This is a genomic window from Enterococcus saigonensis, assembly GCF_011397115.1.
GTDB lineage: Bacteria > Bacillota > Bacilli > Lactobacillales > Enterococcaceae > Enterococcus_C > Enterococcus_C saigonensis.
Genome location: NZ_AP022822.1, coordinates 135489 through 158426, shown reverse-complemented (window position 1 = coordinate 158426; position 22938 = coordinate 135489). Strand labels below are relative to the sequence as shown.

Genomic DNA, 22938 nt, shown 5'->3' with positions numbered 1-22938 from the left:
TAGCGCTTTTTTTTATGAATTCAAAACAATAATACGAAAAATTTCGCAAATTCCATACAATCTTCAAAATTCCGCGCCTAAACTTATTTCTTTCTTATTTTTTACTGGTAAAAGTCGCATTTTTAAGCCCACAAAAACATGTCTTCCATCAGAGAAAAAATAGCGGCGCTAAGACAGACCGTCTTTTCCTAAACAACAGGTGAAAATTTCAACAAAACAAAGTACAATGAATGAAACTAACGGTAAATTAAGTATTTTGTAAAAAACAGGCATAATTTTCCAATATACAGCTAGAAAATACTTTTCTTTACGGGCCTAGCCAAAATTTAATGAGGAGTCAGAATATGGAACGTGAATTTTTAAAAGCAGCACAGCGAATTGTCATTAAAATCGGTACCAGCTCTCTTATTTACCCTAATGGCAACATTAATTTAGCTGGAATTGATCAACTAGCTTTTGTTTTAACTGATTTAAAAAATAGAGGCAAAGAAGTCGTCTTGGTTTCTTCTGGTGCAATTGGTGTGGGGATGAATAAGCTTCACCTTAACGAACGTCCAGCCACCATTCCTGCCCAACAAGCTGTCGCTGCCGTCGGTCAAGCAGAATTGATGAATATTTACAATCAACGTTTTTTGACCTACAGTCAGCAGACTGCACAAGTACTACTAACTCGCGATATTGTTGAATTTCCGGAAAGCCGTAAAAATGTGGTCAATACTTTGGAACAATTGCTAGAGATGGGAATAATCCCTATCATCAATGAAAATGATACGGTAGCCATTGATGAATTGGATCATCAAACCAAGTTTGGTGATAACGACCAATTGTCCGCTATTGTCACGCAACTCGTTCAAGGTGATTTGTTGGTGATGTTATCTGACATTGATGGTTTTTATTCGGGTAATCCTGCTAAAAATAAAAACGCGATTTTATTTCACGCCATTCACGAAATCACGCCAGAAATTTGGGATTTTGCTGGCGACAAAGGCTCAAAATACGGCACTGGTGGTATGATTAGTAAATTAAATGCCGCCCAGCGAATTTTAGCTACTGAAAGTGCCATGGTCTTAGCCAACGGACAACAGCCACAAGTCATTTTTGACATTTTAGCTGGTAAACAAATTGGTACTCTTTTTTGCGGTCCCGCCTAAATCATCATGAAGACAATTTGATAAACTAAAGAAACCCCCACTGTATCTTTTCATCGACATATTTAAACTGCTGAGTAATTTTACTCGCATTTTAGTGGAAAGAATCTATAATAATGGCAATCAACTCAATAAGCAATGCCATTGCTATTGACACAAAAAAGCAAAAAATTTTTAGTTACTATTTCCAACTTTGCTAAGAAACTGTTACTACTCAAAAATTTTACAAGGAGGAAAAACATGTTTGATTTAATTCAGTTAGGGCAACAAGCTAAAAAAAGTGCACAGCAATTAGCACTTTTGTCCACAACGCGCAAAAACGAATTATTAGAATTAATGGCGCGAGCACTTTTAACTAATAAAGACGATATTTTAGCTGCCAACCAAAAAGATTTAAACAATGCGCGCCAAAATGGTATCTCCGAAGTGATGCAAGATCGCTTGCGCCTAACAGGGCAACGTGTTGACGCTATGGCTTACGGTATCCGTCAGGTGATTCAATTAGCTGATCCTATTGGGGAAGTAGAAAAGATGTGGAAAAATACGGATGGTTTACTGATTGGACGGCAAAAAGTTCCATTGGGGGTCATCGGTATTATTTATGAATCGCGGCCAAACGTAACCACTGATGCAGCCAGCTTGTGTTTCAAAACTGGCAACGCCGTTATTTTGCGCGGCGGTAAAGAAGCATTTTACTCCAATCAAATTTTAGTTCGTGTACTGCAAAATGCCTTAACTACAGCGGGTGTTTGCGAAAATGCGATTCAATTTGTAGCCGATACAAGTCACGATGTAGCAAATCAAATGATGCGCTTGACCGAATACTTAGACGTTTTAATTCCTCGTGGCGGTGCAAGTTTAATTCAACGTGTCAAAGAAACGGCGACAGTCCCCGTAATTGAAACCGGCACAGGAAACAATCACATCTACATTGATAAAGATGCGCAATTGGAAATGGCGATTAACATTACCGATAATGCCAAAACACAACGGCCTTCTGTGTGCAATGCTGCTGAAACTTTATTAATACATGAAGATGTTGCTGCTGAATTTTTACCCAAAATTGCAACTAAGTTAGCCGAACATAAGGTGGAATTTCACGCAGATGAAAAGGCGATTGTTTACTTGCCAGACGCAATTGCCGCAACAAAAGAAGATTGGTCAACAGAATATCTGGATTATATCATGGCAGTCAAAGTAGTCGCTTCCATAGAAGAAGCCATTGCCCATATTAATCGTTACAATACCAAACATTCTGAAGCGATCATTACAGACAATTATTTCGCGAGCCAAAAATTTTTAAAAGAAGTAGATGCAGCTGCTGTATATGTAAATGCCTCGACTCGTTTTACCGACGGTTTTGTTTTTGGTTTTGGAGCAGAAATTGGCATTTCCACACAAAAATTACACGCTCGCGGACCAATGGGTTTGGAAGAATTAACATCTACTAAATATATTATCTATGGTGACGGTCAAATTCGAGAATAAAAAAGCAAGATGTACTTGTCTTTCCTTTTAGCATGAAGACAGCCTTGCAATTTGTTGTTTTCAATTTTTTGCTGTTGTCACTTTGACACGAGACATTTGGTCTAGCCAATATTGGATAAAAAAGCACAGCTCCTGCATCTTTAATATGCAGGAGCTGTGCTTTTTTATCCCAATCAATTACTCTCACACTTTTTTCAAGAGCGCACGAATAGCTGCAATTTTTTCAGCATTCAAATTTTTCAAACGTAGACAACTTTTCCCCATATTACTTTTTTTAAAAACAGATTCATATTTTGGAAATAAGGGCTCCCCATTTTCTTTGGGGAAAAAATACAAATTCACCGTTTTTTCATACTGCTTTAGAGAAACTTTTGGGACACCGGCTACTTCAGCGGGAAAAAGCCAACCTAAGCCCGTAAATTTCCCAATCGTATATACTTGTCCTTTTTCTTGCAACTCTTCTTCAATAATTTGGGTTAATTCGTGGTATAACGAATCCATTTTGATTCCTCTTTTCTACTTAACTATACTAATCTAGTTAAAGTATAGCCCATATCCTTTAAACCGCCGAGCTCTTTGCCTCAAAGAAAAAAATTAGAAGGCAACGCTCCAAATACATTTTAAAAATTATTTTTTGCGTTGGCGCCAAATTGCCAACAAAGCTAGAATACTCCCTAATCCAAAAGCAAAAAAATTACGCAAGTTTTTGATTGAAAATTCACGGCTTGTCCGTTGATTTAGATTTGGTTCAACATGAGGCGATAGTACCGGTGGCGTTTTAAAATTTGGATTAATAGGACTAGTAGCATTTTTTTCGGCATGTTTTAGTATCGTCACTTCAGGTACAACTGGGGTTACTGACCAAATAAAATTGTCACTTTTGTTCAAGGCGATAACAAATACCAAACTCACCAACAATTTACTCATGCTACCACTCCCTTCCCTTTTGAATTCTTATTAATATATTGTAACAAAAAGATTAGATTTCTTCTAATTTAAAATCAATTTATTAACTTTCAAAATTTTAAATAAAACCAAAAATATTGATTTAATTGCCTCAGTTCTTCATCAAAGCGGCAAATGATTTCTAATCCTATTTTTAAAATAGAAAATTATATTTCTTTTATTTTCGTAATCATAAGAAACTTTTGTGACAATTGTTTCATGTGAAACAATTTTTTAATGAAAGAGTGAGTTTTCTTCGTTTGCTATTCAAAATTACAAAAAGGAGAAAAAAAAGACAAATAACTGCCTTATTCAGTCAGAGAAGGATTATGGGTGATTTTAATTACTTTGATTGGCATGTTTTCTTTAGATGGTTAACTTGCAAAGTTTTCTTGATACAGTGGATTATTTTTATTATGCATTCCGGCAATTTGTTATTTACTAGATACTATTTGGTGTTTGACTCCCATTTTAAGTGGAGTGCTTGGTATTTCATATTTCAACGGCACAAGTAACAATTACCTATTTTCTTTATTTTAGCAGCTGTCAGTTTTGGCTTTTTTAACATCCGACGTTTGCAGCAAAAAAATAAAAAAAATCCAATCTGCTTAGATGTAGCATAAGCAGATTGGATTTTTTATTTTACTATTCTCAGGCTGTTTTTTCTTGTAAATGCATCATTTTTAAACCCGGCAATGTCAGCATGACTGTTAAACTGATCAAATAGATGACCGCTAAGAAAATAATAACTGTCATCAAAGAATAATGATCCATTAAAAAGCCAATGACAACTGATGAAAATCCGCCAATTGCTCGTCCAACATTCATGATAAAATTGTTGGCTGTCGCCCGAATCGTCGTAGGGTACAAACTACTGATAATCGCACCATACCCCCCGTACATACCGTTAATAAAGTAACCGACAATTACTGCCGCTGCAAGGAGTGTCCATTTGTCATGAGCGAAAACAATCAAGAAGACAGACGCAGATGAACAAATTAGAAAAATACCATACGCTAAACGTGGTCCTAATTTATCCATTACCGTTCCAAAAGTCATCATCCCTAAACACATCCCCAATATGGTACTAATCATCCATAAAGAAGATCCTGATACAGAAAGATGCAATTGTTTTTGCATAATGGATGGCAACCAATTCATTAAGCCAAAGTAACCTGCGATTTGGACGGTTACCATTAAACTTAACCCGACTGTTTGCCAAGCAGTTGCTTTATCAGCAAAAAGTAAAGAAAACTTGCCTGCACTTTTATCTTTGTGGCTTTCAGCAAAAGATTCCGGTTCTTTTAAACCTTTACGAATATCTAAGACTAATAATACAGGAATGACGCCGATAACATATAACATTTTCCAACCTAATAGTGGAATGATAAGAGATGCTAAGATTGCGGCTAAAATTGCCCCAACTTGTGCACCGATTGCAGCTGTCGAGGTTGCCCGGCCCAAGTGTTTTTTGGAGAAGGTTTCTGAAATTAGTGACATACAAGCACCATATTCACCTCCAGCACCAATCCCCGCAATAAAGCGAAAAAGATAGACAAGATAAATATTTGAAGCAAAAAACATTAATAAAGAAGCAATTGAAAAAATAATAACAGTTTGTGAGAAAACTTTAACGCGACCAAATTTGTCCGCTAAAATACCGAAAATAATTCCTCCTACCAACATACCTATATTCGTAATAGTGGAAATAAATCCGGCTTGTGTGCCTGTGATGCCAAAAGTTGTAATCATTGTAGACAAGGAGAAAGATAAAAACATAATATCCATGTTTTCAAGGGCAATCCCCGCTGAAGTAGAAACTAGCACTTTTCGTTGATATTTTGACATAAAAAACACCTTTCTTAAATCCAAACACCTTCTAATACACCTTTTTATCACTATGTGGCCAATTTTGGGCAAAAAAAATTTGTGACGTTTTCACGTCGGCAAATCTTTTTGCTTTCATAATTTTCCCTCAGGCTAAAAGAGCGGCTGTAGTAAGTGGGATTTTTAAAAGATTTTACCCTTATCTAACAGAAAAACAAGGAACTCCTAACATGAAGATGTTAGGTTTCTTTTTTATACGTAAATCAGTTTACGTCATTGCTATAGAAAACTTTCAGAAAATTACCCATAATAACACATAGCAAAAATCTCATTAAACTTTTTTTCTTTTAATAAAAAATGCCCCTTTTTTCTTTTTATTTGCGAAACTTTACACAATCGCCTGCTAAAGAGCATGTAACCGTTCTTCTTTCTTCCTTGACGTCAGTTTTTTTTCTTCGTATGCTAAATGCGAGGGGGTGAGAATATGTATTCGCTGTTAAAAAAAATTATTACCGAAAAAGACTTACATCGGCAAATTCGTTTATTAGAACACTTGTTACAACAGCCACAAATCACTGCCAAGGAATTGGCTTGGCAAATTCATACTACCGAACGAACTATTTTTTCCGATTTGCAAATCATGCGCGAAGAATTACCACCAAACTGGCAAATAAAGACAGATAGCAGTGGCATTTCCTTAAAACGCCAAAAAGATGCTTTAACCAATGACTTGTGGGAAGTCTTTTTACCCCATTCTATTAGTGTGCAACTAATCAAAGCGCTGTTGTTTAAACCAGATTTAGCCGTCAAACCTTTTTTGCGTCAGACCGGGGTTTCATTTGAAACGCTAAAACGACATACCAAAAAGATGAACACCGCATTAACAGATTATCAATTACAAATTAAACTATCGAGTACACAAGCTACTTTTATCGGTACCGAAAGTAGTATTCGCATTTTCTATCACCGGCTCTTAATTCCTTTCACCCATAATAATTATTTTTTTTCAGATTACGCTGTCCATGAAATTCATTACTTTGATTTTTTAAACCAGGTAACAAAAGCCCAAATACACGCCCAAACGGAAGAAATTTTTGGTGTTTGCTGGTTTTTTATCAATACCATCCGCAATAAAGCAGGCTGTACAATTAACCAACTTTCTTATCAAGCAGATCCTCTATTTTCACTTTATATCCCTTTATTAAAAGAACTCTATCAAAAAGAAGGGGTCTACTTACAGCAAAACGAATTATTTTTTGCTTTCTTCTGTTTCTTAGAAAGTTGGAATTATAACAATCAATTTGGTCACAAACTGCAGCAACTAATAAAAAAGGAGTATGTTCGTTTGTACCAGCAGACAACCAAATTTGTCAGCCAGTTAGCCCAAAAATTTCAGTTGCCTGCGCTAAAAGAGACGCTTTTAGCTGACAATTTAATGCTACTCATCTTGAAATATAACGAATCACCTGATTTATCCGTCCAATTTGAATCAGACTACCGCTTATCATTACCGCAAGAAGAAACTTTTGCGCGTCTTTATCCAGAAAATTTGCGCCTTTTGCAACAAGACTTATTTAAAATAGACACAGACAAAAAACCAATTTATTTGCTACATTTAATAACTTTATTGCAACAACAGGCTTTCTTTTCACTTCGTCCTCAAATGCGGACACTTTATTTTCTTTTCCAAAGTGAACCGGCTTGGAAAACGTTTGTCGAACAAGAATTACATGACTACTTAGGTAAGCGAATTGTTTTACAGACGATTGAAGTCACCGACTTAAAAACGTTGCAGTTTGGTCCTAAAGATATAATTGTTTCCAATTTTCCATTAGACCAAGCCCCAATGCCAATTTTTTACATTTCGACCATGCCAACAAAAAATGAGCTCCGCCAGTTAGCCGAGCTCACTTTTGAAAGTTATTTATAGTTATCTTGCGTCTTGTACCACAGGATTTTTAACAAAACGTCTTGTAATCCACTTCTCTACTTCAACAATTACAAATAATACAGCTACATTTGTTAAGACGAGTAATTGTTGGGTTAAGTTTAAACTTGTCGTACCGATTAAATTCTGCGCAACAGGGACAAAAACGACAGTCGTTTGCAGCAGTAACAAGAGTGCCAAGGAAATAAACAAGGCTTTATTTTGTAACATTCCTTTATTAATCGCCGGATTTAACAATTCACGACAGTTTAACATGTAGACAGCTTGAGACATCACAATTGTTTGTAATAAAATCGTCTGTTGTAAAGCTGTCCCTTCAAATTGCAAGGCGATAAAATAAGCTGGAAGAACAATGATAAGTGACACATATACAATACGAAACAGACTGTAGCCGGATAATATTCCCTCATTGACTGCTCGTGGCGGACGATTCATAGTATCTTTGCTGGCTTTTTCAAAACCTAATGCATAAGAAAGTGTAATGGTCGTAACCATGTTCACCCATAAAATTTGCACCGGCGTCAGGGGCAATGGCTGATTTAGTAATAACGCAATGACTACAATCAAGCCTTGCGATAAAGCAGACGGTAAAAAGAAATTGATTGTCTTTTTCAAATTATCAAAAATACGACGTCCTTCTTTTACTGCTTTGGCAATTGTGTGAAAATTGTCATCTGCTAAAACCATATCCGCCGCCTGCTTTGTTACTTCACTTCCTTTAATGCCCATTGCAATTCCAATATCGGCTTTTTTCAATGCCGGTGCATCATTCACCCCGTCACCTGTCATACCAACAACCTCACCATTGTTTTGCAAAGCCGTAACAATTCGCAACTTGTGTTCTGGTGTAGTTCTAGCAAAAATATCTACTTTTTTAACAGCTGTTGCCAACTCTTCATCTGTTAATTGATCAATCTCGATTCCTTCTAATACAGTAGCAGTATGCTTGAGTCCGATTTCTTTACCAATTGCTTGAGCGGTATCTTTATGATCACCAGTAATCATTTTAACGGTAATTCCTGCAGCTTGCGTTTCTTTAACAGCTTGAATGGCACTTTCTTTTGGCGGATCAATAATCCCTGCAATTCCGACAAAATCTAATTCGGTTAGTACCTCGTGGCTTAATTTTGTTTTTACTGGTAGTGTTTTTACAGCAAAAGCTAAAACACGTTGCCCTTTTTTAGCTAATTTTGAAGCCTGATTTTGCCAATCAGCTCGTTGTGTTTTGCTTAGTTGTGCTTTGGCTAGTAAAACTTCTGGCGCTCCTTTGACAAAGACCACATTTTCAGTGGCACTTAGTGGATGTAATGTCGCCATGTATTTGTAACTAGAACTAAAGGGTAGTTTTCCAATTTGCTTTTTCAACGTTAAATTTTTGGCATCTACATAGTGTAACAAAGCTAATTCGGTTGGATTACCTTTTAATTGCGCTACCTCTTGGTCATCTTGTAATTTCAAATCTTGACAGTTATTCATAATAGACATGAGTAACGGTGTATCTTGCGTACTTGTTTCAACTACCGTCATTTCATTTTTAGTTAACGTTCCAGTCTTATCTGAACAAATCACAGTCATCGAGCCCAACGTTTCCACTGAAGGCATACTTTTAATAATCGCATTTTCTTCTGCCATCTCTTTTACCCCTAAGGATAAAATCATCGTTAACACGGCAGGCAATCCTTCTGGAATCATGGCAACAATTAGCGCAATCATCGCAGAAAAAAGCAAGTCTAGTTCCATTCCATAACGCAATGTCGTAAAGAAAATCAAAAACAAAATTAAAACCATAATTCCCCGGAAAATTTGCTTATTTAGCTGATGCATTTTGCGCACTAAAGGTGTGGTTGTCCCGGTGACAGACTGCAATGCTTGGTTAATTTTACCGATTTCAGTGGCATTTCCTGTCGCAACTGCAATTCCCAACGCAGATCCAGCTTGCACTAGCGTACCTGAAAACGCCATATTTTTCTGATCACCAGCTAACGCTTCTTGGAAAATTTCCGTTACAGTTTTTTCCACTGCTTCAGATTCACCCGTTAAAATTGCTTCTTCTACTACAAAGTCATGGACTTCAATCAACCGCAAATCAGCAGGTACCACGTCCCCAGCTTTTAAATAAACAATATCGCCTGGAACAATTGTAGTTGTCGCAACTGTTTCTTTTTGCCCTCTACTTAAAATCACTGCTTCTTGACTCATCATCTGCTTTAACCCGTCAAGCGATTCTTCTGCTTTTCGTTCTTGCCAATAGCCAACAAAACCATTTACTATAACGACTAGTAAAATAATTCCGCCTTCGACATAATCTCCTGTGACAAATTTTAAAATTGCAGCAAACAGTAAAACAATCATTAATAAATCAGTAAAGTGTTTTAAAAACTTTTGCCAAGGCTTCACCTGTTGATTCTCCTCAATTTTATTTTCACCTTGAGCTGTTAAACGTTGTTGCCGTTCTTTTTTTGTTAAACCAGCAGAAGTGCTGTTAAATTTTTGTAAAACTTGTTTTGTATTTAGTTGATACCATTTCATTGGCATTTCCTCCTTATTTGTTGATACCTTTATTATAGGGAGAAAAAAAATTTAAAACCGCCGATAATTTCAGTGGAACATGAAAAAAATGTGTAGCAAAATTTTACGTTTAATCAATTTGGCTGATCCTATTGAAAACGAACGCAACTTACTCTTATAGCACTATCTGTAAAAAAGGAATCAGGTTTTAGTACGTAAAATAAAAAAAGGCGAAACTGTTTAGTTCCGCCTTTTAGTTTAACTTCTTACAATCATTCCCTCGTGTTGACGATACATTTTTTTTAGCAAAAAAATACCAATAACTAAACCTACGGGAAATATTATTCCTCCCAGAATTCCAAAACGCAATTGATTGTCTGCTGCGGCTGAAACAAAACCGACAACACTAGGACCAATTGAACAGCCTAAATCTCCTGCTAAAGCTAAATACGCAAATAACGCAGTGCCCCCATTTGGAATCGTCCGAGCAGTTAAGCTAAATGTTCCTGGCCACATAATTCCCACTGCCAATCCGCTTAACGCACACCCTAAAAATCCCAACGGCGCACTTTTTGAAAAACCGATTAACAAATATGCTCCCACACATACAATCCCGCTAATCATCATAAACCGTTGCAAAGCCAACTTGTGCCCGTACTTCCCATAAAAAATACGCGATATTCCCATCATAAAAGCAAATAACAACGGTCCGGCTAAATCTCCTACTACTTTTGAAACGAAAAGTCCCTTTTCAGCAAACGTCGATGCCCATTGACTAACCGATTGTTCACTTGCTCCTGCACAAACCATCAAAGCTAGAAATAACCAAAAACTTTTCAAATTTAATAGAGCTTTAGCTGTTAAGCCACGCTCGCCTTTTGCAATTAACGCACGCATTGGTACTTTTGTGAATAGTAAAGCATTACAAAATGGTAATACCGACCAAGCACCGGCCAAATAGGGCCAATTCTCAATTCCACTTAAAGCAATAAAAAGAGTGGAAAGTCCCACTACGCCCACTACGCCCCAACAATAAAAGGAATGTAATAAACTCATGGTTTTTTCCTTGTGTTCCGTGGGACAAGCTTCGACAATGGGGCTTACCAATACTTCTAATAAGCCACCACCAACGGCATACAGACTTACTGCTGCTAACAAACCTAAAAAAGCGTTCGAAAAAACCAATGGAAAAATAGCTAACCCGATTAAACCTACCCCTGAAAATAAATGTGCAGCAACAATCGAAATACGATAACCAATTTTGTCGACAAAAAAAATAGCAGCAAAATCTACTATTAATTGCAACAAGAAGTTGAAGGTCGCTAGTAGTGTAATTTGCGTTAAGGGGATATGAAACTGTCTTTGAAACGTTAAAAATAGCAATGGTGCAAAGTTATTAACTATTGCTTGAACAATATAAGCCATAAAGCAGGCGTAAATCGTTTGTTGATAATTTTTCATTTTTTTCTCCTGTATCAAAAGACGTTAGATTTTTTAATCCTGATATTTCCGATTAAATCTGTCCACTTTGACGTCAACTAACATCTTCATGCATCTAGTAAAAAAGTAAACTGATAAAATAATATTTAGTATCTTGAACACGCTTGTGACCTCACTAAAAAAAATAAAACTGTTGTACTTTACAATTTTCTAAAATACATTCAGGTTTACGAGCGTTAAGTTTGAAAGTTTTCTGAAATAGCAGTATGATAACAATGGAATTTCGTTATCAACTTAGTTGCCTTTCGTAAGCACACAAAAGAAAGGAGAATGAATATGACATTCTATAACACGCAAGTACCTTATCGGGTAACTTTAGACACCAAGTTGAACTTGTTTATCGTTTTTGACCAACGCAATAGTAACCATTTTGCTACTGGTGTAACGATTGAACAAGCGGTTCAAGAATTACAAAAATCTGCATAAGGAGTTTAAATCCCATGGAAGATTCCAGTTATTCTTAAAAAGCATCTGCTAGACTAGAAAGCAGATGCTTTTTTGTTGTCTTTTTGCGGATACTTCTTTCTCCCCGTTTTCTACCAGCTAAATCTTATTTTTCTAATGGCCTTACTTCAAAATCTGTTGCTTCTATATGAAACAATGTTGTTGCAATCGTGTTGACTTGTGTAAATACAGTGGTTAAATCACAATTTTGCTTATCAAAAGTTTGTTTTTCAGCTTTTGTTTGGAACGTTACTTTTCGCGGTGTCTCTTTTACGGCGATTTTTGTATCTGCTTTTTGATAAATCAAGACATCATCAAAATCATCTTCTTCATAGGATTGTTCCCAATGATTTTTTTGTGCAAGCGCCATGATCAATGATGGAATATCCAATTCTTCTAATGATTTGGTGGTGCCGTCTTCAAAAGTTACGTCATAAGTTGCCATGGTAAAAGGTTGACAGGCATTGCAACCACCCTCTGTATAAAATTCCTCACTCGTAATTACTGCTTTCATATTCAATGCTCCTTTTTAGATGATTTTCCAATCATCTTCTTGTCAATTTGCCTTTATTATACCGCCCCTCCACTAATTTTGATAGAAGATTCCAGCTCTGATAAGAAAAAAACAGTCTTTTTTAACCTCACCAATTCGTTTTCAAATACTTGGTGAAAGTCAAAAAGTAGACTGTTTTTTATTTCCTAATTTTGTGCCATAAAAATTTTAATTCGTTCTAAAGCTTCTACTAAAACTTCTTTAGGGGTACCAATATTTAACCGAACAAAATTTTCACCATCACTAGCATAATTTGTTCCAGGTTCAATAATCACACCGCCAATTTTTGCCAATGGCTCAACAATTTCAAGTGCTGTCTTACCTGTTTTGGAGATATCTATCCACGGCAGATAAGAAGCTGTCATCTCCATTAATTCCCAGTTGGGCAAATTTTGTTCGATAAATTCTTTGGTGTAGTGATAATTTTCTCGAATATAATCTGTCATAGCATCAAGCCAGTCTTCACACTGGTTATAAGCAGTGATGATACCCACTACACCGAATAAATTTGGTGAGGTAATCGAGTTCATCTCCAACCGATGACGAAATACTTGGCGTAATTTTTCACTTGGGATAATCGAGTAAGACGTTTTCAAGCCGCCTAGATTAAAGCCTTTATTCGGTGATGTCAACACAATTAAATTGTCATGATATTCTTTTGGTAACTGCAACGCAGAGACAAATTTTCCGCTCAAAATAATCTCGGCGTGCACTTCATCGCTAACAAAAATTGTACCGTATTTCTGACATAGTTTTGCTACTTGCTCTATTTCTTCTATGTGCCACACGCGACCAGATGGATTGTGAGGAGAGCAAAACAAGAAAACGCGTGGTCGCTTAGTACGCAATTGTTCTTCTAGTAAAGCATAATCAATTTCATACCGACCATTTACATTCTTCAACGTGTTGGCGATTACCTGCAGACCATTATGCTTTGCCGCATAACTAAACGGATCATATACTGGCGTATTCATAATAACAGCTTCATTAGTTTGGCAAAAAGCTTGATACAAATAGTGGATAGTAGATACAGTCCCATAAGATAACGTAATCCATTCTTTTTGTACTTGATTGCCGTGACGGCGTTTATGCCAATTAATGACAGCTTCATAAAATTCATCATACGCATAGGTGTAGCCGTATGCCCCATTTTGAGCAATCTTCATAAAAGCTTCATTAATAGGTGGTGCCGCCGGAAAATCCATGTCGGCAATCCACATAGGAATACAGTCTTTTGGCGTACCAGGATATTTACTTTGAATAATTTTTTGGTCCCATTTTCTGGCGTGATCAATAGTCCGATCTGCCATTTTATCAAATTGATACTCAACTTTCATCATGCTGGGCTCACCATAATTTCTTCAATCCCGTTTTTCACCGTCTGCACTTGGGCACCAATAACAACTTGAACATTGTGATCATCTAATTCTACAATTGCCAAAGCCCCTGCTTTTTTCAAAGTTGCTTTATCCATCAAGCTCTTATCTTTTAATTGCAGGCGCAAACGTGTAACACAATTGTCTAAACTCGTAACATTGGCACTGCCACCTAGAGCGTCCAAAATAATACCTGGATCGTAAATACCATTGCCTTTTGTAAAGGTTTTGGGTTTTGCCGTAACACCATCTGCCAATGTAACTTCCTCTTCTTTTTCCCGTCCAGGTGTTTCCAAATTATGTTTCAAAATGTACCAACGGAAAACAAAAAAGTAAATAGCAAACCAGACAATCCCAACTGGAATTAACAAATACCATTTTGTTTCATTGCCTTGCATAATCCCAAAAATCAACCAGTCTAAAATTCCGCCATCCGTGTTCCCAATATTCACGCCAATCAAACTCATTACCATTAACGCTGCCCCAGACATCACCGAGTGGAATAAATACAACCCTGGTGCCAAGAATAAGAACAAGAATTCAGTCGGTTCTGAAATCCCGGTAACAACAGCCACTAAAACTGCTGAAATTAAAATCCCTTTAATACCAGGACGATTTTTCTTGTAGGCTGTCAAATAAATTGCTAAACAAATTGCCGGTAAACCAAACATAAAGGTTGGCATAAATCCTTGTGAAAGAAAAGCAGTTGCTTGATGCGAAATCGCTTCGCCGGCGTTTAGTTGTGCATAAAAAATATTTAAAGCGCCAGAAATCGGCTTGCCGTCAACAACTTGTGTGCCCCCCGCTTCTGTAAAACGAACCAACGCAAGTAAAATGTGATGCATCCCAAACGGTTTTAATAACAATACGCCTAACCCATATAAGAATGGGCCAAAAATACCAGCGCCTTGAATGCCATTGCCTAATGCTTCAATCCCTGATTGCAATACAGGCCACGTAAAAGGAACAACCAAACCAACAAGACCTAAAACTAAAACACTAATAATTGGAATAAAACGAATACCACCGAAGAAAGAAAAGGCATCTGGCAAACGAATATCTTGGAATTTTTCTTGTAACATATAAACGATTAAACCAACGATAATTCCGCCCAAAACACCCATTTCAATACTTTGAATTCCTAAGACCATGTTTTGACCAGCAATTTTCATACTTTGTGCATCAGCCAACTCACCACGATAATTCAATAAGAAATTAATGGATAAGTTCATGGCTACATAACCTGCAAAAGCTGAGATAGCGCCTACTCCTTTGTTGCGTTTACACATCCCAAACGGAATAGCCATCGCAAACATTACAGGTAAATACGTAAAACCAAAACCACCTACTGTGTTCATAAAACTAAAAATAAATTGAATAATATCATTGCCCAAAAAAGGGATCTTTTGAATCATCGCTTCTGAAGTTACCGAACTGCCTAACCCAACTAAAATTCCCATAAAAGCTAAAGTTGAAACAGGGAACATAAACGTTTTCCCCAACTCTTGTAAAAAGCTCAAAATTTTCGTCCGTAGTGATCGTGATGCTGTCGCTGCGTTACTCATTTTCTTTCCTCCTAATTTTGATTTTCGCCATTTTAAATCTTTCTTTGTAAAAATAACTTTTCAGCTTTTTAAATGGTCTTACTTTTAAAAGGCATGCAACGATTAAAAGTAACCGCTTTAAAAAGCGAAATATAAAAAGATCTAGTCAGAAGGTAGCCTAAAGACAGCAGTCGTCACTGCGTTTTAGAAACCCTTCTGACTAGATCTTGCCTACCGAATAGTAACACTCTAGTTTTGAAGAATACGATTAATATGAATGGTCAAAAAGACCTTTTCTTCTTTTGGTACTTTGTGGCCAAAAAATGTCTCCAAATATTTGGCGATCTTTTCAGCACCTGCATAAGCTTGCGGAAAATCTTGTATTACTTGATCAAAATACCCAAAATCATCTACTTTTGCTTGCTGCTGCATCCCAAATTCCCGCAATAAAAAATATTTCAGATGCGTCACCAAGCGATGATAATTAATGCTGTCTTTCTTGAAATCCCGTTGATAAGTTTCATTTAGAATTTCGATTAAATCGCTAATGATTTTGTTAAAATCCTGCTCGGAGTGCGTCTTTTCCCCACTCCAACGGGCATTGATGATATGTAATGCAATAAAACCCGCTTCATCTGCTTGTAAATTTACTTGGGCTCTTTCATTTAAAAGTAAAACTGCCCACGCTCCTAATCGATATTCCGCTGGATAAAACATTTGTACTTCATGAAGTACCGCGTTAGGCAGATAAATGCCTGTCTTAGCACGTTCAATCGCAAAGTTGATGTGATCTGCTAAAGAAAGATAAATTAAATCATTTAGCGGATAATCCAATTGCTCTTTGAAATATTCAATAATCTCAAACGCCAAGCTTGATTCTTCATAACTGATTTTTTCAAATAGCTTTTGAAATTTTTCATCGATTTGGTTCGTATTGGCAACAAATTTCCGTTCAACTTTTGACGGATCAACTTCATCGCCAACTTTTTTGCCGAAAGAAAGACCGTTGCCAATCACAATTGCTTCATGATCGCCGTCCAAAACGATTGCCGCACTATTGTTTAGTACTTTAATAACTTTCATGATGGTCCCTTTCTATTCTGCATGCTCAATTTAACAGAATTTGAAAACGGTGTCAACTCTTTTTTGATAACTATACTGGTACAATTATTTCATTACCACCGTTCCAATTTCAGTTGAAAAATTAGAATCCCCCGTTATTTTTAACTCTATCGACTTGATGTCATCCATATTTGTAAAAATTACCATCACGTCATTTTCTTTTTCTTTTTCAGCAAGCAGTGGTAAATCAATGCTGGCTAATTTTGTTGCTGGGGTGACGTTCTCCCCTTCTTTTACAAAAACTTCAAAAGGCCCGCCATTTAATTCTACTGTGTCAATCCCAATATGGATTAATACTTCTAACCCGTTTTTAGTTGTAATACCAAGTGCGTGTTTTGTCGGAAAAACACTTGATATTGTCCCATTTACTGGTGCATACAATTCTCCGACTTTAGGCGTGATAGCAAATCCATCTCCCATCATTTTTTCTGAGAAGACAGGATCACTAACCTGTGCCAACTCTTTTAAAGTACCATTAATTGGATTATAAATTGTCTCGTTTTTTTTCTTTTTATTAAAGAACATTTCATTTCCCTACTTTCCTAAAAAGTTTGTAACAAGTATAGTATGCGGTTTCAGATTATGCAAGATAAAAATGGTATATGTTTTTTAATTCCATTCAAGTCCACGACAGTATTATTTTAACAAAAAATAAAATAACGAACTTCGAAATATTCATCCAGTCTTGTTCATCATCATTCTTGTTCTTATTATTTTTTACAGCACTTACCACTTGCCATTTAGAGACTCAGACAAATCATACTGTCTAAATAGCGTATCGACGTGCATTTTGGAAGGGTGTGCTACTCTGCATATAAATTTTACGCTTTTACTATCGCGATTAGCTACGAACTCAAGCAAAATATGTTTTATCTCTTCTTGTTCTTTCATCTCATTAAACGTTTGCTTCTTCATTATTTTAGAAAAATTATCATTTTAATTGTCGTTGCAACGCTTCAATTTCCGCACAAATAAAAAAACAAATCAAACATCTAAAAAATAACACCATATTATTGAAAAAGAGATTTTATAGCGGTATGCTTTATACATTAGTTCAACGTTTTTTTCAAAAACTCTTTGGACTTGATATGTAAAAAGAAAGAATATGTCCAAAAATTCTTCCTGTCGTTTATAATTTGTCACTACTTCTTTTAGAAGGATAAAACAGCATTTCAAGGTAATAGATCTATTCCATTTTTCAATTAGAAAATTAGCCAACAGACAGAAACAGAAAGGATACCCTTATGAAAAAAAATATTATAGCTCTTTTGCTATTTGTCACAATTGGAGGAGGATTTTTGTTTTTAAGTACTAAAAAAACAACTATCAAAAACAAACAAAAACAGCAATTACTTTTGAAACGGCAGATAATAGTACAATTAAATTTAACATTTTCGATGCGAATGGAAAAGAGCTGGGCAGAACCATCAAGCTTAGCACTGTAAATTCAAACGAAGTACGCTTCATTTTTGATTATTTGCCAAATGATGATTATACTAGCCTCTTTTGGGAGGACAAACAAGTCCAACAAGCAACTAAAGCAACTAAGTTAGAACGAGGATACTACTTAAAAGAAGACGCAAATAGTGTCGCTTTGAAAAAGGGCTCCCATAAAATTACAGTCAAGATATTTAAGACAAAAACAGATGCAAAAAAAGGGAACGTACTTAAAGAGTATCATTACACATACGCCATCCAAAAATAAAAAAAAGCTAAAAATAAAAGAGTACGGTCAGCAACTAAAACGGACTTTGCTCTTTTTGCTAAACAAATTTGTTCTACCTTGATTAACTCAAGCAATCTTCTTTTGCTGTGATATCCTGCCAATCGTTCAACTTACTTTCTAAATGTTTTCAATCAGCTTAATTTGCACGCGATTACTAAAAAATAACCTATATTTTTATTCAAATGACAATTGCGACATTTGTAAGCCCTACTAACAAGGTGTATATTTTTAGTATTACCTTAAAAGAACGGAGTAAGCTTGTGTGAAAAAGAAAGTTGTTTCGCTGCTTTTACTCATCATCTGTGCCATTGTGACAGGGATTGCAGTACAGCAATATAGTGGGCTTTTGTATCATTCCCCCATTATAGCAGTGAAAAAAGTTCAAAAACAAAATGATCAAATTAAAATTTCAGGCCAACTCATGAATCAGGGCAAAAAAAATCTTACCCTTAAAGTAGATACTCATGCTGTTTCTGCTCTCACAATTGATTTTAAAAAAGGACAACAGCTTTTACTTAATGATAACAAAGAAGAAATTATTGCTGAAAAACAAGATGGAATCGTTATTAGTCTTTTGGTTGTATTTGTTGGCTTCGTATTAATTTTAGGAGAAATTACTGGTGGTATGGCACTATTGGGATTGTTCCTTAACTTGGCATTGCTTTTTATTCTTCTAAAACTAGATAGTTTTTTTGGGGGCATACCCACGCTAGGCTTAATGTTTGTTTATGGTACCTGCTCGATTGTCATCACCTTTTTGGCAAATTATGGGATTAAAGCTTTTCGCGTTGATTTAATTGTCACAACTTGCGCAACTGTCTTTGGCGGCTTTCTGATTTGTTGGTTAGCTTTAAAAGTTTTTGAAAACAATGGGATTCGTTTTGAAGAAATGCAATTTTTAACGCGACCTTATCTGGGTGTTTTTTATGGCAGTTTACTTATTGGTGGTATTGGAGCAGCAGTGGATATGGTGGTCACACTTGTTTCTTCGTTGAAAGAACTCGTCAATCAACAACCCCACATCACCCAAAAAGAATTGGTGCACGCTGGCCGCCGCATTGCCCAAGATGTCACGTCATCTATGATTAACGTATTACTATTTGCTTATCTAAGCGGTTCAATTCCTATGCTTGTTTTTTATTTAAAAAACGGCTGGCCCTTTATTTCGACCTTACAGCTTCACTTATCATTGGAATTATTACGTGCTTTTTGTGGTGCATTTACAATTTTACTTTCCATTCCAGCAAGCCTGTTTTGTGTTATTTTAGAACGGAGGCGTAAGACGTGAATGTATTGCTTTTTCTCTTTTTTATTTTTTGTCTTTTAAGTTTCCTGATTTTAGGAAAACCCGCTTTTTACTTAATTACAGGCATTTTTATGACCTTGGTCTTATTTTTAGTCGCAATTTATTTCATCAGCTTAGATTTCCCTGTCTTGCCTATTTTTCTTGTGATTTTATTGGCACTAACAGGAATTATATTATTTTATACAAATGGCTATAACAAAAAAACGAAACTGGCTTTTTTCTGTTCTATCGTGACGTTTATTTTGATGACTGTATTTATTTTCTTTTTGACAAAAAATATCGCCATCGCTGGTTTTACCCCCGAAGAAATTGACGAGCTGGCCACGATGAATTTTGCAGTCTCGCTTCCTTATCAGTCCTTAACCGTCCTCTTAATCATTATGAGTATGGCAGGTGCTGTAATTGATGCCAGCATGGCTGTGGCAAGTTCTCTTTACGAGTTACGCTATCAAGGGCAACTCATATCATCAAAAACTCTTTTTCAATCCAGTATGAAGGTTGTCAAAGAAATTCTGGGTTCTAGTATTCATACTCTTTTCTTTGCTTTTGTCGCTAATAATCTGGCGTTAATTTTTTGGTTTAGCGATTTGCACTACTCATTTGAAATACTCCTTAATTCAAAAGCTTTTGTAGCAGAGTTTTTAACCAGTATTTTAGCCGGCCTGATGACAGTAGCCACACTCCCTTTCACAGCTTATATTGGCGCAAAATATTTTACCCAATAAACGTTCAAAACATAAAAACAAAAAGTGGAAAAAGCATGCTTAGCACTGCTTTTTCCACTTTTTTATTTGAACATAAACACGCCGCATTATGGCATTATGCTCAACCTAATGCTTTAGTTAATGATTGACACGACACACCATCTTCATAATAGACATCTGAGCAAATCGTGTAACCCAGTTTTTGATAAAAACCAAGGGCTGTTTGTTCGGCATGCACCAAAGAATGGGAGTAGCCATTTTCCACCCCATAATCTTCGATTGCCTTCATAATTTTAGCACCTAAATTTCGCTTACGGTATTCTTTTAAAGTAGCAATTCGGGTCGGTCGGATTGTTTTTTCATCTTCAATAACAATTCGTCCAGTTGCCACAGGTAGCTCTCCATCATAGATGACCGCATACACTCGTTCAGATGTGTCCAGGCCGTCAAATTCTTCTGCTAAGGGAATCTTTCGTTCTAAAACAAAAACCTTCATGCGGATAAAACAACTTGCTGCTCGTTGAAAATTTTCACTACCTAGCTTTAATTCCATGAGAAAACCTACTTTCTTTTGGTATTTTTCTATTTCTCGTTAACTGTAGCATAGCAAAAAAAGAGGCAAAGCGAAAATCTAATTTCCTTTTAAAATTGATGCTGTTGCTCAAAGTTTCCGCACATAGTCTGAGAAAAATATCGGTCTTTTGGCCGATTAAAACAAGCGTTATCCTTGCTAAGATAAATCTATAGAAAAAAAGAGGCGCTGGCTACTTCTAAACAGGAAAAGTTGGTTTTATGATTACTTTTTGCAGCTAGTGCAAGCTTTTAAATAAATGGAGGAGTTACTATGGAAAATAATTCAATGTTAATGCGCATCTTAATGTTTATTGGTTTTCTTTTTGTCGCAGGGATCATCTTGAATTTAGTATTGGGAATTGCCGGTTCATTAATCGCGCTCGTCTTTCGTTTCGGGATTCCATTGTTAATTGCAATCGTAATTGTCCGCTTTTTAACCGGTACTACAGCAAAACGCAACAACCGGCGCTATTACTAACATTTTTTTCAACAACCTTTTATTTTTGAACAGGAAAAAATTTTTTCAAGTAATTTTCTTAAATTTCGACTTAACGTCCAAAAAAGGTAGTCTCATTGTAAGAAAGCGAAGCCGACCTTGCATTTGTTTAGCTCTTTAAAATTTGGATTTCCTCTAGCCTGAAAATGCGATTAAACAAAAAACATCAGACCACTCGTCACCTTCTTTTTTACAAACGTGACAAGTCGTCTGATGTTTTATTCGCTAGTCTAACTTGCTGCAACTTTAACCTAATGCCACATCTAAAATCATCATAATCATAAAGCCTAACATGGTACCAAACACCGCAAAATGACGATGACTGGAACTTTCTTGTTGTGCTTCTGGAATAAGTTCTTCTACTACCACATAAATCATCGCCCCTGCCGCAAAAGCTAAAGCATAAGGTAAAATTGCGGTCATTCTTGAAACTAAGATTGCGCCAATAACACCGGCAATTGGTTCGACAATCCCAGAAGCCTGACCATAAATAAATGCTTTTGTCCGACTAAGACCTTCTTGGCGTAACGGAATGGACACGGCAGCTCCTTCTGGAAAGTTTTGGATCCCAATTCCCAAAGCAACGGATATGGCAGCTAAGACTGCCGCCGTTGGATTGTCTGCACTAGCAGCTGCTCCAAAAGCAACTCCCACAGCTAAACCTTCTGGAATATTATGAAGTGTAATCGAAAAAACCAATAAGATGGTTCGCTTCAAATGCGTAGGCAATCCTTCTTGCTCATGATCTGGTCCAAAGTGCATATGGGGAATTGTTTTATCGGCTATGTATAAAAATAAACCACCCACCCCAAAACCAATCGCCACAACCAACCAAGGAAATTGCGAGCCATTTTCCTCTGCCCGTGCAATTGCAGGATCAAGAAGTGACCAAAAACTTGCCGCAATCATCACCCCTGAGGCAAAGCCCAACATGAGATTTAAAACATCTTTTTTAATCTCCTTAAAGAAAAAGACCAATGCCGACCCAAGCGCTGTCATAAAATACGTAAAAGCGGTTCCTGTTAAGGCTTGTTGCCAAGGCTCAAGCTGCAAAATCCAATCAAGCATCAAAAAAACCTCCTGTTCTTTTTATTTAACTGTAGCATAAAAAGAACAGGAGAGCGACTATTTTAACACTTAGAAAAACTCATTACATTTAACGAAATGCCATTAAAATGTGCGTCATACCCCACATCATGAAGTAAAAACCAACTAAAAAGCTTAAAGTTAACGCAGCAGAAAGCGGGTTAAATAATAACATAAACCCAACAATAACTCCCAATATATTAACAATTAGCGAAAACCAGAAATAACCATTATTTAACTTTCTGGCAGCATCTAAACCAAATAAACCAAAAATGGAATCTACGATAAACCAAATGGCAAATACAAAAGGCAATGCCAACACACTGGCGTTCATATTCCACAACAAGAAAATTCCGATTAAAATATCCAATACCCCAACTAAAATGGGCATTTTCGCTTTATAGCCCGTCAAATCTCTAAAACGATTCCGCAAGAATATTTCAAAAATACCTTTCAAAATCGCCACTACGCCAAAAACAATAACAATTGCAACTAAATTTCCAACTGGGTCACGAAAAGATAGTAATGCCACAATAATGAATAAAATGCCTAAAACCAATGATCCCCAATCAAAGCTTCTTTTTTCCATTACAATTCACCTTCCTTTTAAATGTCAGTCCATTTCACCGTTGCCAAAAGATGCG

General features: G+C 36.4%; 21 protein-coding genes. 8 read left to right on the top strand and 13 right to left on the bottom strand.

What is annotated here, in order from left to right; genetic code table 11:
• Positions 1-344: 344 nt before the first annotated feature.
• Both proB and EsVE80_RS00685 read left to right on the top strand, forming a co-directional pair.
• On the top strand, positions 345-1151 hold the full coding sequence (proB, locus tag EsVE80_RS00690) for a glutamate 5-kinase (RefSeq protein WP_173102014.1): 807 nt from the start codon (positions 345-347) through the stop codon (positions 1149-1151).
• Between the two features lie 237 nt (positions 1152-1388).
• Complete coding sequence (locus tag EsVE80_RS00685; RefSeq protein ID WP_173102013.1) at positions 1389-2636, top strand: glutamate-5-semialdehyde dehydrogenase; 1248 nt, start codon at positions 1389-1391, stop codon at positions 2634-2636.
• A gap of 183 nt (positions 2637-2819) precedes the next feature.
• Here the strand turns inward: EsVE80_RS00685 and EsVE80_RS00680 are convergent, their stop codons facing one another.
• From EsVE80_RS00680 to EsVE80_RS00670, 3 genes are all read right to left on the bottom strand, one after another.
• Positions 2820-3137 (bottom strand): hypothetical protein, encoded by a 318-nt coding sequence (locus EsVE80_RS00680; protein ID WP_173102012.1) that lies wholly within the window; start codon positions 3135-3137, stop codon positions 2820-2822.
• A 126-nt stretch (positions 3138-3263) separates the two neighbouring features.
• On the bottom strand, positions 3264-3563 hold the full coding sequence (locus tag EsVE80_RS00675) for a hypothetical protein (RefSeq protein WP_173102011.1): 300 nt from the start codon (positions 3561-3563) through the stop codon (positions 3264-3266).
• Between the two features lie 669 nt (positions 3564-4232).
• Positions 4233-5429 carry an MFS transporter gene (locus tag EsVE80_RS00670; RefSeq protein ID WP_173102010.1) on the bottom strand — a complete coding sequence of 399 codons (1197 nt, stop codon included), beginning with the start codon at positions 5427-5429 and terminating at the stop codon, positions 4233-4235.
• Between the two features lie 463 nt (positions 5430-5892).
• Between EsVE80_RS00670 and EsVE80_RS00665 the strand changes: the two genes are divergently transcribed.
• Positions 5893-7338 carry a helix-turn-helix domain-containing protein gene (locus EsVE80_RS00665; RefSeq protein WP_173102009.1) on the top strand — a complete coding sequence of 482 codons (1446 nt, stop codon included), beginning with the start codon at positions 5893-5895 and terminating at the stop codon, positions 7336-7338.
• Here EsVE80_RS00665 and EsVE80_RS00660 read toward each other — a convergent pair whose 3' ends face one another.
• A complete protein-coding gene (locus tag EsVE80_RS00660; protein ID WP_173102008.1) occupies positions 7339-9885 on the bottom strand; it encodes an HAD-IC family P-type ATPase in 2547 nt (848 codons plus the stop codon).
• 237 nt (positions 9886-10122) lie between these two features.
• Positions 10123-11325, bottom strand: a complete 1203-nt coding sequence (locus tag EsVE80_RS00655) for an MFS transporter (protein WP_173102007.1) — start codon at positions 11323-11325, stop codon at positions 10123-10125.
• Positions 11326-11640: 315 nt separating this feature from the next.
• Between EsVE80_RS00655 and EsVE80_RS00650 the strand changes: the two genes are divergently transcribed.
• Positions 11641-11790, top strand: a complete 150-nt coding sequence (locus EsVE80_RS00650; protein ID WP_173102006.1) for a hypothetical protein — start codon at positions 11641-11643, stop codon at positions 11788-11790.
• A 124-nt stretch (positions 11791-11914) separates the two neighbouring features.
• On the opposite strand, the gene EsVE80_RS00645 is transcribed toward EsVE80_RS00650, so the two are convergent.
• The 5 genes from EsVE80_RS00645 to EsVE80_RS00625 form a co-directional block, all read right to left on the bottom strand.
• A complete protein-coding gene (locus EsVE80_RS00645) occupies positions 11915-12322 on the bottom strand; it encodes a DUF4809 family protein (protein ID WP_173102005.1) in 408 nt (135 codons plus the stop codon).
• 185 nt (positions 12323-12507) lie between these two features.
• A complete protein-coding gene (locus tag EsVE80_RS00640) occupies positions 12508-13701 on the bottom strand; it encodes a MalY/PatB family protein (protein ID WP_173102004.1) in 1194 nt (397 codons plus the stop codon).
• Positions 13698-15302 (bottom strand): maltose/glucose-specific PTS transporter subunit IIBC, encoded by a 1605-nt coding sequence (gene malX / locus EsVE80_RS00635; protein WP_173102003.1) that lies wholly within the window; start codon positions 15300-15302, stop codon positions 13698-13700. Before malX ends, EsVE80_RS00640 begins: the two co-directional genes overlap by 4 nt.
• A gap of 228 nt (positions 15303-15530) precedes the next feature.
• Positions 15531-16364, bottom strand: coding sequence for a PRD domain-containing protein (locus tag EsVE80_RS00630; RefSeq protein ID WP_173102002.1), 834 nt, complete (start codon positions 16362-16364; stop codon positions 15531-15533).
• An 84-nt stretch (positions 16365-16448) separates the two neighbouring features.
• Entirely contained in the window at positions 16449-16928 is a 480-nt protein-coding gene (locus EsVE80_RS00625) for a PTS sugar transporter subunit IIA (RefSeq protein WP_173102001.1), read from the bottom strand.
• A gap of 719 nt (positions 16929-17647) precedes the next feature.
• Here EsVE80_RS00625 and EsVE80_RS00620 point away from each other — a divergent pair.
• The 3 genes from EsVE80_RS00620 to EsVE80_RS00610 all read left to right on the top strand — a co-directional run bounded on the left by EsVE80_RS00620 (position 17648) and on the right by EsVE80_RS00610 (position 20160).
• Positions 17648-17848 carry a hypothetical protein gene (locus tag EsVE80_RS00620; protein ID WP_173102000.1) on the top strand — a complete coding sequence of 67 codons (201 nt, stop codon included), beginning with the start codon at positions 17648-17650 and terminating at the stop codon, positions 17846-17848.
• Positions 17849-18391: 543 nt separating this feature from the next.
• The gene (locus EsVE80_RS00615) at positions 18392-19417 is read left to right on the top strand and encodes a YibE/F family protein (RefSeq protein WP_173101999.1); all 1026 of its coding nucleotides are present in this window, start codon (positions 18392-18394) and stop codon (positions 19415-19417) included.
• Positions 19414-20160, top strand: coding sequence for a YibE/F family protein (locus EsVE80_RS00610; RefSeq protein ID WP_173101998.1), 747 nt, complete (start codon positions 19414-19416; stop codon positions 20158-20160). Before EsVE80_RS00615 ends, EsVE80_RS00610 begins: the two co-directional genes overlap by 4 nt.
• A 100-nt stretch (positions 20161-20260) precedes the next feature.
• Here the strand turns inward: EsVE80_RS00610 and EsVE80_RS00605 are convergent, their stop codons facing one another.
• A complete protein-coding gene (locus tag EsVE80_RS00605; protein WP_173101997.1) occupies positions 20261-20692 on the bottom strand; it encodes a GNAT family N-acetyltransferase in 432 nt (143 codons plus the stop codon).
• Positions 20693-20983: 291 nt separating this feature from the next.
• Here EsVE80_RS00605 and EsVE80_RS00600 point away from each other — a divergent pair, with 291 nt between their 5' ends.
• Positions 20984-21190, top strand: a complete 207-nt coding sequence (locus EsVE80_RS00600) for a hypothetical protein (RefSeq protein ID WP_173101996.1) — start codon at positions 20984-20986, stop codon at positions 21188-21190.
• A gap of 264 nt (positions 21191-21454) precedes the next feature.
• On the opposite strand, the gene EsVE80_RS00595 is transcribed toward EsVE80_RS00600, so the two are convergent.
• Together EsVE80_RS00595 and EsVE80_RS00590 are read right to left on the bottom strand one after the other, a co-directional pair.
• Complete coding sequence (locus tag EsVE80_RS00595; protein WP_173101995.1) at positions 21455-22276, bottom strand: ZIP family metal transporter; 822 nt, start codon at positions 22274-22276, stop codon at positions 21455-21457.
• Positions 22277-22364: 88 nt separating this feature from the next.
• Positions 22365-22883 carry an HdeD family acid-resistance protein gene (locus tag EsVE80_RS00590; protein ID WP_173101994.1) on the bottom strand — a complete coding sequence of 173 codons (519 nt, stop codon included), beginning with the start codon at positions 22881-22883 and terminating at the stop codon, positions 22365-22367.
• Positions 22884-22938 lie beyond the last annotated feature (55 nt).